12 protein-coding genes and 1 pseudogene are annotated in these 14,582 nt (G+C 63.9%); 3 read left to right on the top strand and 10 right to left on the bottom strand.

Annotation, left to right across the window (positions count from 1 at the left end; translation table 11 throughout):
* Positions 1 to 237 precede the first annotated feature (237 nt).
* A pseudogene (gene speG, locus B0G73_RS30775) lies at positions 238 to 779 on the bottom strand (spermidine N1-acetyltransferase).
* 184 nt (positions 780 to 963) lie between these two features.
* Here speG and B0G73_RS30780 point away from each other — a divergent pair.
* Positions 964 to 1,239 carry a hypothetical protein gene (locus B0G73_RS30780; RefSeq protein WP_258193993.1) on the top strand — a complete coding sequence of 92 codons (276 nt, stop codon included), beginning with the start codon at positions 964 to 966 and terminating at the stop codon, positions 1,237 to 1,239.
* Between the two features lie 72 nt (positions 1,240 to 1,311).
* Here B0G73_RS30780 and B0G73_RS30785 read toward each other — a convergent pair whose 3' ends face one another.
* Together B0G73_RS30785 and B0G73_RS30790 are read right to left on the bottom strand one after the other, a co-directional pair.
* On the bottom strand, positions 1,312 to 1,737 hold the full coding sequence (locus B0G73_RS30785; RefSeq protein ID WP_106284957.1) for an HIT family protein: 426 nt from the start codon (positions 1,735 to 1,737) through the stop codon (positions 1,312 to 1,314).
* Between the two features lie 68 nt (positions 1,738 to 1,805).
* Entirely contained in the window at positions 1,806 to 2,747 is a 942-nt protein-coding gene (locus B0G73_RS30790) for a GlxA family transcriptional regulator (protein ID WP_106284924.1), read from the bottom strand.
* 182 nt (positions 2,748 to 2,929) lie between these two features.
* On the opposite strand from B0G73_RS30790, the gene B0G73_RS30795 reads away from it, so the two are divergent.
* A complete protein-coding gene (locus tag B0G73_RS30795; RefSeq protein WP_106284925.1) occupies positions 2,930 to 3,754 on the top strand; it encodes an SDR family oxidoreductase in 825 nt (274 codons plus the stop codon).
* A 23-nt stretch (positions 3,755 to 3,777) separates the two neighbouring features.
* Here the strand turns inward: B0G73_RS30795 and B0G73_RS30800 are convergent, their stop codons facing one another.
* Positions 3,778 to 4,305, bottom strand: a complete 528-nt coding sequence (locus tag B0G73_RS30800) for an Lrp/AsnC family transcriptional regulator (RefSeq protein ID WP_012434873.1) — start codon at positions 4,303 to 4,305, stop codon at positions 3,778 to 3,780.
* A gap of 152 nt (positions 4,306 to 4,457) precedes the next feature.
* On the opposite strand from B0G73_RS30800, the gene mdeB reads away from it, so the two are divergent.
* The gene (mdeB, locus tag B0G73_RS30805; RefSeq protein ID WP_106284926.1) at positions 4,458 to 7,205 is read left to right on the top strand and encodes an alpha-ketoglutarate dehydrogenase; all 2,748 of its coding nucleotides are present in this window, start codon (positions 4,458 to 4,460) and stop codon (positions 7,203 to 7,205) included.
* Positions 7,206 to 7,334: 129 nt separating this feature from the next.
* Here the strand turns inward: mdeB and B0G73_RS30810 are convergent, their stop codons facing one another.
* From B0G73_RS30810 to B0G73_RS30835, 6 genes are read right to left on the bottom strand one after another with little or no spacing between them, the layout of a single operon-like run.
* The gene (locus tag B0G73_RS30810) at positions 7,335 to 8,423 is read right to left on the bottom strand and encodes a PleD family two-component system response regulator (protein WP_106284927.1); all 1,089 of its coding nucleotides are present in this window, start codon (positions 8,421 to 8,423) and stop codon (positions 7,335 to 7,337) included.
* Positions 8,424 to 8,483: 60 nt separating this feature from the next.
* The gene (locus B0G73_RS30815; RefSeq protein WP_106284928.1) at positions 8,484 to 9,500 is read right to left on the bottom strand and encodes a chemotaxis response regulator protein-glutamate methylesterase; all 1,017 of its coding nucleotides are present in this window, start codon (positions 9,498 to 9,500) and stop codon (positions 8,484 to 8,486) included.
* 16 nt (positions 9,501 to 9,516) lie between these two features.
* Positions 9,517 to 12,009 (bottom strand): hybrid sensor histidine kinase/response regulator, encoded by a 2,493-nt coding sequence (locus B0G73_RS30820; RefSeq protein ID WP_106284929.1) that lies wholly within the window; start codon positions 12,007 to 12,009, stop codon positions 9,517 to 9,519.
* A complete protein-coding gene (locus tag B0G73_RS30825; protein WP_106284930.1) occupies positions 12,006 to 12,686 on the bottom strand; it encodes a chemotaxis protein CheW in 681 nt (226 codons plus the stop codon). The genes B0G73_RS30820 and B0G73_RS30825 overlap by 4 nt, the downstream gene beginning before the upstream one ends.
* Positions 12,679 to 14,103 carry a protein-glutamate O-methyltransferase CheR gene (locus B0G73_RS30830; protein WP_106284931.1) on the bottom strand — a complete coding sequence of 475 codons (1,425 nt, stop codon included), beginning with the start codon at positions 14,101 to 14,103 and terminating at the stop codon, positions 12,679 to 12,681. The genes B0G73_RS30825 and B0G73_RS30830 overlap by 8 nt, the downstream gene beginning before the upstream one ends.
* Complete coding sequence (locus tag B0G73_RS30835) at positions 14,100 to 14,564, bottom strand: chemotaxis protein CheW (protein WP_106284932.1); 465 nt, start codon at positions 14,562 to 14,564, stop codon at positions 14,100 to 14,102. The genes B0G73_RS30830 and B0G73_RS30835 overlap by 4 nt, the downstream gene beginning before the upstream one ends.
* Between the last annotated feature and the right edge of the window lie 18 nt (positions 14,565 to 14,582).

The following is a 14,582-nucleotide window of genomic DNA, read 5'->3' on the forward strand; positions in this document are numbered from 1 at the left end:
GGCCACGCCGCTTTCACCAGTAACGCTTTGCGGCACGTATTCGCGTAAACGAGCAGCCGCATTTAAATGTTTTGCGAAAGTTAGTTAGAAGACTTGGTGCATTGCACACAAAGTCATTCAACCGACTAAACGGAAATTACAAAATAACGGTGTATTTGCAGAAGATAAACGGTGCCAGGCGAGAAAGCAGGGTGCGCGGCGCCTTGTCATCCGGCAGCGTTGCGCGCGATCGCAACGTCAATCGATGCGCCGATTGGCCTCAAAAAACTCAGACTGGAACATGCACATACGCAAAGCGTTGTGATAGCTGCCATTGCCGAAAAATTCCTCGATCAGTTCGGCCTCGTGCCTGAAGCCGCACTTTTCGTAGACGTGAATCGCCGCGGTATTCGACTTGTCGACGATTAAGTAGACCTTGCGCAGATTCAGCACGGAAAACGCATAGTCCGTGGCGAGCCGAGTGGCAAGCGTGGCGTAGCCGCGGCCCTGTCATGCGGCGCGATGATGATCTGAAACTCGCCGCGTCGATGAATGTAGTCCAGTTCGATCAACTCGACCACGCCGACGGTCTGCCCCTCGTTGTCGATCGCCACAAAGCGCCGTTCGCGCAAGTCGTGCACGTGCTGGTCGTAAAGCTGGGTCAGTTCGGAGAAGGTTTCGTACGGCTCCTCGAACCAGTAACGCATGATTTTCGCGTTGTTGTTCACTTCGTGGACGAAGCGCAGATCGGTGCGCTCGAGCGGGCGCAAGGTGAGTTCGCTGCTGCGTTCAGTCGTCATTGGATTCCCCTTGAGAATTGCTGGTTTGAATGCGCGCGGTTCGTGCACGCAAACACGCTTCCGGTTAGTCAGGACGAGGGGGCAGGGAGTTCTTGCACGCGCTCGCACGCCATCAGCACTTTTTCGGTAAGTCAGGCGTCAAGTGAGTCCGGCGAGACCACGGCGTCGCGGTGACGCTGGTCCGGTGTCCGGTTTGATCGCCACGATAATGAGGCGCGGGACGGTGCAGGTACGCGCGGTGCTCTACAATGAAATCATGCTCCTGCGATCGGAGGCCACCGTGATCGAGCACTTGATATTGGGCGTTTTTCTGGTCATTCCGCTACTCATCGTCGCTTTTCTTTTCTCCGACGAGCTGTGGCAAGAACACCGCCATCTGCACGAGATGCGGCCCATGCATGTGAGGCCGCGCCGCATCGACTGGCGGCATCCGCTGCGCCGCTCGCGGGATCGTCTGTAACGGCGGTTTCAGCCGCTTTGACCCCTGTTACGGTGCATAAGCTCACCGTGCGGACGACGAGGCGAGTCGCCCTCAGTCCGCACGCCAATGCGAGCGGATGCGTTTGGCCAGCGCTTCGAGCGTGTCCGCGTCGGCGACATCGCGCGCATGCATTCGCAGCGGCTGACCTTCCCAGCGCGGGATCACGTGAAAGTGGACATGCGGCACCGTTTGTCCCGCAGCGGCGCCATTGAATTGTCCGATGAACACGCCGTCCGGCCGCAACGCCGCCCGCACCGCAATTGCGAGCTTCTGCGTCATGCGCATGCACGCCACCGTCGAGGCATCCGACAACTCGAAAATCTCCGCGGCGGCTTCCTTCGGCACCACCAGCAGATGGCCGTCGGCTTGCGGCATCAAGTCCATGAAGGCGAGGGCGGCATCGGTTTCGGCCACCTTGATGCAGGGTAGTTCGCCGCGCAGAATCCTTGCGAAGGGATTGCTGTCGTCGTAGTTCATCGCGTTCCTCTCATCGTGGAAGGTCATATCGGTTAAAGCGCCATTGCCGGTATTGTCCCTCGCCTGTGTTACAGCACGCCCACACGCGCTGCGCGTTTGATCGCCTGCGGCGGTTGGCCAAAGGCGCGCAGAAAGGCGCGCCGCATCCGTTCGGTATCGACGAAGCCCGTTTCCGCCGCTACCGCCTCCATGGAATGGCGGCCCGCTTCCAGCATGGCGCGCGCGGCCTCGACGCGCAATGCCTCGATGGCTTTGGCCGGCGATTGACGGGTTTCGTCGCGAAACGCGCGGCTGAACTGGCGTGGGCTGAGATGCGCGACGTCGGCGAGTTGCTCGACCGTCAATGGTTCGGTCAGATGGCTTTTGGCGTACGAGAGCGCGTTCTGAATGCGGTCGGATTTCGGCTCCAGGTCCAGCATGGCCGAAAACTGCGATTGGCCGCCGGTACGGCGATGGTACACAACGAGCTTTTTGGCGATCGCGCGCGACACTTCCGCGCCGAGATCGTTTTCAACGAGCGCCAGACACAGATCAATGCACGCGGTCATGCCGGCTGACGTCCATACCGAACCGTCGACGATAAAGATGCGGTCTTCATCCACGCGCGTCTGCGGAAAGCGCTGTTGCAGATCGCGGGCGTGAAACCAGTGGGTGGTCGCGTGGCGGCCGTCGAGAATCCCGGCCTCGGCCAGCACGAACGCGCCCGTGCAAATGCTCGTGGTGCGCCGTGCCGCGCCGAGCACCTCGTGCAGAAACGCCAGCAATCCCGGCGACGACGGCGCGATCTGCATCGCGCCGGTAACCACTACGGTGTCATATGCCGGGTCGCCGAACGGCCGGGTGGCGATCTCGACGCCCGCCGAGCTGCGCACCATGCCGCCATGCTCGGAAATGATCTCTACCTCGTATTCAGGCTGACCGGCCTCCAGGTTGGCTAGTTCGAAGATCGACACCGCCACCATATCGAGGATCTGGAAGCCGGGAAAAACCACCACGCCGACATGTCTCATCGCAATGTCCTAAAACGAGGTAAATACGACATTTGAGACACAAGGCTACGCGCCTAAACTTGCCTCGTCAACACCGCAATGCCGCACAACAACGGCGCGGCGGCGGAGTTTCCCAGGTTTCCCCATTCATTTATCGGACAGGGCAGAGGCGCGACGCGCCACGCCCGCAAGGAGAGATTCAAATGGCAACGCAAACGGCAACGCAATCAGGCAAAGGAACGGCATTGGTGACGGGCGCATCGTCGGGTATCGGCGCTGTGTATGCGGATCGCCTCGCGCGGCGCGGCTACGACCTGATTCTGGTGGCGCGCGACGTGCAGCGGCTGAACGGTCTGGCCGAACGTCTGACATCGCAAACCGGCCGCCACGTCGAGACGATCGGCGCGGACTTGACCGTTAAAGCCGACGTGCGTCGCATCGAAGAACGGCTGCGCACGGACCGTGGCATCACGATGCTGGTCAACAACGCGGGCGTCGGCGCGACCGCCCCGCTGATCGATTCCGACGTGGACGAGCTCGAAAAAATGATCGACCTGAACGTGACCGCGCTCACGCGCCTGACGGCGGCGGTCGTGCCAGGCCTGGTGGAGCGGGGCAACGGCATCGTGATCAATATTGCGTCGATCGTCGCGCTATCGCCGGAACTGTTGAACGGCACGTACAGCGGCACCAAGGCCTACGTGCTCAACCTGACGCAGTCGCTGCATCACGAAGTGGGCGGCAAGGGCGTCCAATTGCAGGCGGTATTGCCGGGCGCCACCAGCACGGCGTTCTGGGACCGTGCGGGCCTCGCGGTCGAACATCTGCCGCAGCAGATCGTAATGACCGCCGAAGACATGGTGGACGCCGCGCTGGCCGGCCTCGACCAGGGCGAACTGGTGACGATTCCGTCGTTGCCGGACGTGGCGGATTGGGAGCGCTTCAACAGCGCGCGCCAGCACCTGCAGCCGAATCTGTCGCATAAGGTGCCGGCCGCACGCTACACGCGCGGCGCTGCTTCCGCGTAAAGCCAGGCGCACTGTAAGCGCCTTCAGCGCCAGTCAGTCGACACGTCGTCGGGATCGATCAACGTCAATCCTGACGACGGCAAGGGCAGCGCCGTCTTGTAACGCACCTGTTTGAGCGCAAAGCTGGAGCGGATATTGGAAATGCCCGGAATCTTCGTCAGATGATCGACGATGAAGCGCTCTAGCGTTTGCATATCCGGCATGACCACGCGCAGCAGATAGTCGGCGTCGCCCGTCATCAGATAGCACTCCATCACCTCGGGGCGCTCCGAAATCGCCTGCTCGAAACGCTGCAGCGCGTCTTCCACCTGTTTTTCCAGACTCACCTGAATGAACACGTTGATGCGCAGCCCGAGCGGCTCCGGGTTCAGCAACGTGACCTGCTGCTTGAACAGACCGAGCTTTTCGAGCGCCCGCACGCGGTTGAAGCACGGCGTGGGCGACAGGTTCACCGAGCGCGCCAGATCTGCATTGGTGATGCGCGCGTTCTGCTGCAACTGGCTCAGGATGCCGATGTCGATGCGGTCCAGCCGTCTGGGTGGCGTGGTCATAGATGAAATATTCTGTCGTGGTGAGGAAATTCGGAATAAATAGCCTATCGCAGCACGGGATCACAAGCAAATGAGACGCTCATTTTGTGAGCACATGGCTACCATTGACTCACTCGATCTTGAGCCGAACGCGTCAATGCGGGAGTGGTGCCATGACGGATTTGTCCAGCGGTAGCGAGCAGTTGCGGTTATCCAATTCACCACGCGTTGAAAGCGCGGAGCAGGCGGATGCGGATCCGCAAGAAACCGCCGAATGGCTGGAAGCGCTCGATGCGGTCGTCGCGCATGTCGGTCGCGACCGCGCGCAGTTCCTGTTCGACAAGCTTGCGAGCCATGCGCTGTCGCTGGGTGTCGAATCGGCGCGCACCAACGTCACGCCGTACCAGAACACGATCCCGTTCGACCAGCAGCCGCGCTATCCGGGCAATCTCGAACTCGAAGAACGGCTTGCCGCCGCGCTGCGCTGGAATGCTTTGGCGATGGTGGTGCGCGCGAACCAGGCTTATGGCGAACTCGGCGGTCATATCGCGAGTTATGCATCGGCGGCGGATCTGTTCGAGGTCGGCTTCAACCATTTCTTCCGGGCAGCGGCGCCGAGTGGCGAGGAGGGCACGGGCGACCTCGTGTACTTCCAGCCGCATTCGTCGCCGGGTGTGTATGCGCGGGCTTACCTCGAAGGGTTTTTAAACGAGCAGCATTTGCAGCACTATCGCCGCGAGATCGGCGGGCCGGGCTTGTGCTCGTATCCGCATCCGTGGCTGATGCCGGACTTCTGGCAGTTCCCGACCGGCTCGATGGGCATCGGCCCGATCAATGCGATCTATCAAGCGCGTTTCATGCGCTACCTGGCCAATCGCGGCCTCGTGCAAACGGAAGGCCGCAAGGTGTGGGGCTTTTTCGGCGACGGCGAAATGGACGAGCCGGAATCGACCGGCGCGCTGTCGCTCGCCGCGCGCGAGGGGCTCGACAACCTCGTCTTCGTGATCAACTGCAATCTGCAGCGGCTCGACGGGCCGGTGCGCAGCAACGGCCGCATCATCGATGAACTGGAAGCGCACTTCATCGGCGCCGGCTGGAACGTGATCAAGGTGATCTGGGGCTCGGACTGGGACGCGCTGTTCTCGCGCGACCGCACTGGCGCCTTGCTGCGCGCGTTCGCGCATACCGTCGACGGCCAGTTCCAGACCTTCTCCGCCAACGACGGCGCGTACAACCGCGAACGCTTCTTCGGGCAGAATCCGGAGCTTGCCGCGCTCGCCGCGCAATTGAGCGATGACGACATCGACCGCCTGCGCCGCGGTGGCCACGACGTGCGCAAACTGCACGCGGCCTACGCGAAGGCACTCGATCACCGCGGCCAGCCGACGGTGATTCTCGCGAAGACGATGAAGGGCTTCGGCATGGGCACTTCGGGCCAAGGCCGCATGACCACGCATCAGCAAAAGAAGCTCGGCTTCGACGACCTCAAGGCGTTTCGCGATCGCTTCCGCCTGCCGCTCACCGATGAGGACGTCGAACAGGTGAAGTTTTACAAACCCGCGGAAGACAGCCCGGAAATGCAATACCTGCATGCACGCCGGGCGGCTCTCGGAGGCTATCTGCCCAGAAGGCGGAGAGTTGCATCGAAGGGGCTGACCGTCCCGTCGGTGTCCTCCTGGGGGCAATTTGCGCTGGACTCGAACGGCCGCGAGATGTCCACGACCATGGCGCTGGTCCGCATGCTGACCGCGCTGCTCAAGGACCGGGATGTCGGTCCGCGCGTGGTGCCGATCGTCGCTGACGAAGCGCGCACTTTCGGCATGGCGAACATGTTCCGCCAGGTCGGCATTTATTCGCCGCTGGGGCAGTTGTACGAGCCGGAAGATCTCGGCTCAATGCTTTACTACCGCGAGGACACCAAAGGCCAGATACTGGAAGAAGGCATTTCGGAAGCGGGCGCGGTGTCGTCATGGATCGCGGCGGCGACGTCGTATAGCGTCCACGATCTGCCGATGCTGCCGTTCTACATCTACTACTCGATGTTCGGCTTCCAGCGCATCGGCGACCTGATCTGGGCCGCGGCGGATCAGCGGGCGCGCGGCTTCCTGATTGGGGCGACCTCGGGCAAGACGACGCTCGGCGGCGAGGGCTTGCAGCATCAGGACGGCACGAGCCATCTGGCGGCGTCGACGATTCCGAATTGCCGCGCTTACGATCCTGCGTTCGCGTACGAGGTTGCCGAGATCGTCGACGAGGGCATGCGCGAGATGGTCGAGCAGCAGCGCGACGTGTTCTATTACGTCACGGTGATGAACGAAAACTACGCGCAGCCTGCGGTGCCTGGCGGCGACTTGCAGGCGCTGCGTGAAGGAATTCTCAAAGGCATCTATCCGCTGGTGAAGCATACTGAGGAGCAGGAGAGCAAGCAGGCTCAGGTGCAATTGCTCGGCGCGGGCGCGATTCTCGGCGAAGTGATCGCGGCGCAGCAGATGTTGAAAGACGACTGGCAGATCGACGCCGCCGTGTGGAGCGTAACGAGCTTCACCGAATTGCAACGCGACGGCATGGCGGCGGAACGGCTCATGCGTCTCGGCGAAGCGAGCGCGGCGCCGTATGTCACGCAAGCGCTCAATGCATCGCAAGGTCCGATCATCGCCGCGACCGACTATGTACGCGCCGTGCCGGAACTGATTCGCGCGTACGTGCCGCGTCGCTATGTGACGCTCGGCACGGATGGTTTCGGCCGCAGCGATACACGTCAGGCGTTGCGTGAGTTTTTCGAAGTGGACCGCAAGTCGATTGTGATCGCCGCGTTGAAGGCGCTGGTGGACGAGGGCGCAATCGATACAAGCGTGCTTGTCGAAGCACGCGGCAAGTACCTCGGCGATGCGCGGGTCGGCGCCGGGTCGTGGCAATGCTAAAGAAGCACACGCGTTAGAAACCGCCGAACGCACCGCCGGTGCTAATGCTACTGCTACTGCCGCAAATGAAAGCGCGCCCTGCAAACGGGCGCGTTTTCATTGCACGCTGGTAAAACCGCATGCAAACAATCAATCACTCACCGCAACCTGATTCTTCCCATCCCGCTTCGCACGATACAGACCGACGTCCGCGGCTTCGATCAGCTTCGTTACCGGCTCGGTGACCGTCGGCACCAGCGTCGCCGCGCCGATGCTGATCGTCACGACACCGGTCGCGGAGCCCGAATGCGGGATCGCCAGCCCTTCGATTGCAATGCGGATCTTCTCCGCGAGCAGACGCAAGCCGCCCGACGACGTGCCCGGCACCACCACCGCGAACTCTTCGCCACCGAAGCGCGCCGCGAGATCCGCCGAGCGTCCGAGACACGATTCGAGGGTATGCGCGACCGTCTTGAGCACTTCGTCGCCGGCAACGTGCCCGTAGGTATCGTTGTAAGCCTTGAAGTTGTCCACATCGATCATCAGAAAACCGAGGCCGGTTTTGTCGCGTGTACTGCGACGCCATTCGGCGGCCAGATATTGATCGAGGTAACGGCGATTCGACAGGCCCGTCAGGCCGTCCGAATGCGTGAGCCGCTGCAATTCCAGATTCGTCGCGAGCAATTGCTGTTGCGATTGACGCAACGCCTGGTAGGCCTCGTCGCGTTGAATCAGGTTCAGATACGAGCGCGAGTGATAGCGGATACGCGCGATCAGCTCGATGCGGTCCGGCAACTTCACCAGATAATCGTTGGCGCCGGCGGCGAAGGCCGCGCTTTTCACGAGCGGCTCTTCCTTGGTCGACAACACGATGATCGGAATATCGCGCGTGGCCGGATTCTGCCGATATTGGCGCACGAGGGTGAGGCCGTCGGTGCCAGGCATCACGAGGTCCTGAAGAATCACCGTCGCGCGCGTTTCCGCGGCGCTGCGCAGTGCTTCTTCGGGCGATGCACAGTAGTGAAAATCGACGCTCGGTTCGTCGGCCAGCGCCTGGCGGATCGCTTCGGCGATGATCGCCTGATCGTCGACCAGCAACACCATGATCGGGCACTCGGCTGCGGGCGGATTACCGAGAATGCGCGCGAGAGCGTCGTCGATCGCGAGATTGGGGGCGTCCACCGCGTCCGACGCGAAATCCTGCGCGGCGGCGTTCTGATGCGGTTTAGGAGTGTCCATGTTGTTCGGCCAGAATGAATGTGAGTGAATCGAAACGGCTCATGAATGGCGAGTGCGTGGTCAGCGCGCGTTGACGGCCGTCGCGAGCGCGCCAGCGATGCGCGGCAACGGCAGGATCGCGGCGGCGGCGTCGAGCGCCGCGGCCGCTTTCGGCATGCCGTAAACGGCGCTGGTCGCTTCGTCCTGCGCGATCGTGTGATAGCCCTTGGTGCGCATCGCCTTGAGTCCGATCGCGCCGTCGCGGCCCATGCCAGTCAGCAGCACGCCGACGGCGCGCGTCGGCCAGCGCGCCACCACGCTATGAAAGAACACGTCGACGGAAGGCCGGTAAGGCGTCTCTTCCGGTATCCGCGTGTAGCCGAGTATGTCGGGCAGTTTGAGATGAAGATGGTCGTCGGTGGCGGCGAGCAGCGCGACGCCCGCTTGCGGGCGGTCGCCTTCGCGCGCGATCCGCACCGGCAGCGCCGATTGCTGGTTCAGCCAGTCCGCCATGCCGGCGGCAAACGCCGCATCGACGTGCTGCACGATGACGATCGCCGCCGCAAAATCCTTCGGCAGGCCGGCGAGCAGCGTGGCAAGCGCCGCCGGTCCGCCCGCCGATGCGCCGATCGCCACCAGCGGCGTGTCGCGATTCGTCGCGCAGGCGGGCGTTGCCGCGGCCGCCGCGCCGGGCGCATTGCGTTCCTTGACGAGCGCCGCGATGCGATCGATCTTCGCGATCAGTGTGGCAATACTCTTGTGCGCGTCGGGACCGCTCAGCGACGGCGTATCGACGGCGTCGAGCGCGCCCGCGCCCATCGCTTCATAGACGCGCCACGCGTTCGCGCCGACGTCGACGGTGACGATCAGGATCGCGCACGGCGCGCGCGCCATGATGCGCCGCGTCGCCTCGATGCCGTCGACGTTCGGCATCACCAGATCCATCAGCACGATGTCGGGCCGCTGCGCGGTGCAGAAATCGACCGCCTGCTGGCCGTCCTGCGCGATCCACAGCACTTCATAGTCATGGCGCGCCGCGAGTGCGCGACGCAGCGCCTCGACGGCGAGCGGCATGTCGTTGACGATTCCGATTTTCATCCGTTTCTCCCCGGGACTAACCGTATGCTTCGCCGATCAGATCGCGCACCGCATCGAGCAGTGCTTCGTCATGAAAACTGCCTTTCGCCAGATAGTAGTCCGCGCCCGCGTTCAGTCCGGCGCGGCGGTCCTCCTCACGATCCTTGTACGAGACGATCATCACCGGCAGCGACTGCAACTGCGGATCGCGCTTGATGAGCGTGACGAGTTCGATGCCGTCCATGCGCGGCATATCGATGTCGGTAATGACGAGGTCGAAGTGCTCGCCGCGCACGGCGTTCCAGCCGTCCATGCCGTCGACGGCGATCGTCACGTCGTAACCGCGCGTAGCCAGCAGCTTGCGTTCGAGTTCGCGCACGGTGAGCGAATCGTCGACCACGAGTACGCGGCGTGTGGCACGCTGAGCCGCGCGCGCGACGCCGTGTTGCGTGTGCTTCAGATCGCCACCCGTCACGAGCCGTTCGACGGAGCGCAGCCAGTCGTCCACGTCGGCGATCAGCACGGGATCGCCGTTCTCCATCAACGCGCCGGCGGTGATGTTGCGGATCTTGCCGAGGCGCGGATCGAGCGGCTGCACCACAAGCATCCGCTCGCCGAGAAAGCGGTCGACCACCACGCCGTAGGTTTGCGAGCCGTCGCCGATGACGATCATGCTGACGGTGCGGCTTTCGTCCGCGGGCGGCGCGGCATCGAGAATCTGATGCGCGGTGACGACGCCGATACGCCGGCCGGAAAAGGCGATGTGCTGATGCCCTTCGAGCCATTCGATCTGCGTACGATCCACGTGCAGCGTACGGTTGACATGCGCCAGTGGCACCGCGTACGGCTCGCCGGCGACTTCGATCAGCAGGCTGCGGATCACCGAAAGCGTCAATGGCAACTGCAGTTGCACACGCGTGCCGAGGCCGGGTTCATGCGTGATTCGCACCGAGCCGCGCACGCGTTTGACGATATCGTGCACGGCGTCGAGTCCGACCCCGCGGCCCGAGACTTCGGTTACCTGGTCGCGCAGCGAGAAGCCGGGCAGAAGCAGGAATTCGAGCAGCTCGGCTTCGGTTAGCCGTGCTACCGTTTCCTCGCTCGCGAGCTTCTTGCGCACGATCGACGCGCGCAAGGCGTCGAGATCGATGCCCGCGCCATCGTCGGAAACGGTGATGAGCAGTGCGCCGGCGGTGTGACGCGCGTCGAGCGTGAGCGTGCCTTCCTCCGGCTTGCCGCGCGCGAGGCGCACGGCGGGCGCTTCGATGCCGTGGTCGAGCGCGTTGCGCAGCATGTGGCCGAGCGGCGCTTCGAGCAGATCGAGTATGTCGCGATCCACTTGAGTCGATTCGCCGACCAGTTGCCAGCGGACTTTCTTGCCGAGCGAACGTGCGACGTCGCGCACCATTCGTGCGAGGCCGCTAGTGCCGTCACCGAACGGGCGCATGCGGCATTGCAGGGCGGCGTCGTAGAGTTGTTGCGACAGATGCGTCGAGCGGCGGTCGAAGCTCTCCAGATCGGCGAGACGCTCGGCCAGCAAATGCTGCGATTCGGCGGTGAGGCGGCGCACTTCTTCGAGCGCGGCCTGCGCGCGCGGATCGAGCTTGAGGTCGGCGAGCGTTTCGTGCAGTTGATCCAGCGCGCGAGTGCCGTCGCGTTGGACGCGTTTGACACGCAGCATCGATTGCGCGAAGGGTTTCAGCCAGCGCGATTCGACCAGCGATTCGCCGGATAGCGAGAGCAGACGGTCGAGGTTGTCGGCGCGCACGCGCAACATGCGGCCGGGTTCGGTGGTCGGTGGGATGGCCGTGCTGTTCGACGCGGACGGGGCAGCGAGCGGGTCGTGCTGCTTCTGCGCGGGTGCGATGGCAGCGTGGTTGTCTTGTGTGGGCGCGGACGCAGCGTTGGACGGTGCCGCTTCAGCGCGCAGTGCATTGGCTAGCGCGTCGAATACGGCGTCGGGTTCGGGCTCCGCGGTCGGGATGGCTGGCGTGCCTTCGGCGCGCAGTGCGCGGGCTAAATCGTTGAACGCGGCATCAGGGTCCGGGACCGCATTTGCACCGGGAGCGATGGCAGACGGCTTGGCGACCGCAGCGATCGCCGGCGGCGTAGAGTCCCGCAGCATCGCCGCGCCATGCGGCGGCACACTCGCCATACGTGCCTGCAATGCCGCCACACACGCGCCGACCGCGTCGCGAGCCGACTCGTCTTCATCGTTGCCGATGCGCGCGACGATATCCACCCCGCGCAGCAACTCGTCGATCCAGGCCGCGTCGAGCAACGCACGCCCTTCCTGCGCGGCGACGAAGCAATCCTCCATCGCATGCGCAAGTTCGACACCAACCTGCACGCCGACAATGCGCGCGGCGCCCTTCAACGAATGCGCGGCCCGCATGCAGGCCTCGAGCGCGGCGGCATCGCGCGGCGCGCGGTCGAGGGCGAGCAGGCCGTCGTTGAGCACGCGCGCCTGGGTCCGCGCTTCTTCGCGGAACAGATCGATCAGCGACGGGCGGCGCGGGTCGTCCGTCATCCGAGACTCCGGTTCAAGGTGTCGAAGAGCGCGTCGGCGTCGAGCAGGCCGACGCTCATGCCACGCCACGGCGCGACTGCGCGCGTATGCGCAGCGGCGGCATGCGAGAGCGTGGCGGGCGGCGCGCAAAAGCTGGCCGTCGCGATCCGGTGCACGCCGTCGACCTGATCCACCGGGAACACGGCGTGTTTCTCAGCGCGCGAGACAACGAGGAAACGCGGCAGATCGTGACGCGCTCGATCGTCGCGTGCGGCGGCGCCGGTTTCGAAGCCGAGCAGGTGCGCGAGCGACAGGCACACGAGCAACTCGCCCTGCACGTTCACTACGCCCAACACCGCGCGATGCTGCCGATGCGGCAACGTATGAATCGGCCGCGTCTGCACGATGCGTTTGAAGATCGGCGTGGGCAGCGCGAGCCATTCGTCACCGATGCGAAAGACGAGGAACGATTCGCTCGCGCTTTGCGCATCCTGCTGCGGTCGTGCCCGCGCGCGCATGTCATGCTGCGAGAGATCCACCAGGGGAATCGGCCGTTCCAGCAGTTTGGCCGCGGCCGTTTCGAACACCGGGCAATTGAGGCAGCGCACGTACTCGACAAGACGCTCGCACGACGAGTCGCCGCGCACGCCGATGCGATTCCAGCAATCGTCGAAGCTCGCCGTCTGCGCATCAGCCACGTTGCGCTCCCTGCGCGCGCGTCGCGCGTTGCATCAACAGGCGCGCACCGTTGCGGTCGCCCTCGAGTTCGAGCAAAGTCGCGAGATGCGCGAGCGCTTCCGCGTGCTGAGGATCGAGATACAGCGCCTTGCGATACTGGCTGCGCGCGAGGTTCGCGTCGCCGTTGGCATCCGCCAGAACGCCGAGCAGGTAAAACGCGTCGGCGTGCGGGGCGTGGTGTTCCAGATAGGCGTTGATCGCCGTGGCCGCTTCCGCGAGGCGGCCGGCGTCGGCCAGCGCGTGCGCGGCTCGCAATGTGTCGCGTGCCGCGTTGATTGGCGCGGTGATTGGCGGCAACGGCGAGTTGTGTGCCGACGACGTGGCGGCGGGCATCGGCGTCTTGCGCGCGTGTGTCGCGCCGTTGTCACGCGGTGTGAACTGCGTTGCACCGCTGAACGGCGTACGCGCAACCGGATCGGGCCACGCGAAAGGCTCCGCGGAAAACACTGGCGGCGGCGAGAGCGCGGGAACGTGCGAATGCGTCATCGCGAGTGCGGCGGCCGTGGCGAGTGGTGCGGTGTGCCAGCTATTCCACTGCGTTTCCTCGGGCACGCTGTGATGAAACGCGAAGGCTAGCGGGATCTTCGCGGACTGCATCCCGTAGCGCATCAGCAGCCCGGTTTCCGCAGGGCCGACGAACAGCGTGCCGTTTTCGGCCAGCACGCTGGCGAGCGCCTGCAAGGCTTTTTGTTGCGCGTCGCGGTCGAAGTAAATCAGCACGTTCCGGCAGAACACGAAGTCGTAGACACCGAGCGACGATGCGTCAAGCTGCATCAGATTGGCGCGCGAGAAACGCACCGTTTCGACGATGCGCGGAGCGAGACGCCAGCCGTCTTCAGTGCGCGTGAAGTGCGCATCGCGAAACGGAAACGCATTGCCGCGAAACGAGTTGCGTCCATAGACAGCGCGTTGTGCGACGGCGAGCGAGCGGTCGCTGATATCCATTGCGTCGATGCGCAACTGGGCGGCATTAATGCCTGCGTCGAGCAGCGTCATCGCGATCGTGTACGGTTCTTCTCCGGTCGAGCAAGGCAGGCTCAGAACGCGCAGCGGCAATGCATCGCCGCGCTCGGCGAGACGTTCATGCGCGAGTCGCGCGAGTGCCTTGAACGCTTCGGCGTCGCGATAGAACCATGTCTCCGGCACGACGACGGTTTCGATCAACGCCTGCACCATCGAAGGTGAACCTTGCGCGGCTTCCCAATAGTCGTTGAGCGTGGCCTTGGCGTGGCCATCCGCACACCACGCCGCCGCGCGCTGATCGACCGCGCGCTCGATCGCGCTATGGCCGAGCGATGCCGCATCGAGCCCGATCGTCCTATGCAACAGTTCGGCGAAGCGTCGATAGAGCGGTGCGTTGTCGTGATGCGCGTTCATGCGTGCGCCTCGGGAAAGAGCAGCGCTTTGACGTCGTCCGGCAGCAGATGCTCAACGCGAATCCACTGCACGAGACCGCCCGCTTCGCTCGCGACCGGGCCGAGATAACGCGCGTGCGGCATGTCGAGTCCGGCATCGTGAAACGCCGTCACGTCCAGTCGAATCGTGCGCGTCGCGCCTTCGAGCAGCAGCGCGAGCAGACGCGTCGTGCCCGCATGCGGATAGCGCACCAGCACGATGCGCGTCGACATCAGTTGCGCGGCGGAACGGCCGAGCGCAAGCGCCGGCAGATCGATCAGCGGCAACGGCGCGCCTTCGTGATCGAGCACGCCCGCGACCCACGACGGCGCGCCGGGGATCGTCTTCGGCGGCGACTGTGGCGTGAGCGGCATCAGACGCTCCACCTGCGTCGCGTCGATCACGTACCGTTCGCTATCGAGCGTGAAGAGGATGAAGAGCATCGGCGTGTGCGAGAGCGA

The organism is Paraburkholderia sp. BL25I1N1, assembly GCF_003002025.1.
Classification (GTDB): Bacteria; Pseudomonadota; Gammaproteobacteria; order Burkholderiales; family Burkholderiaceae; genus Paraburkholderia.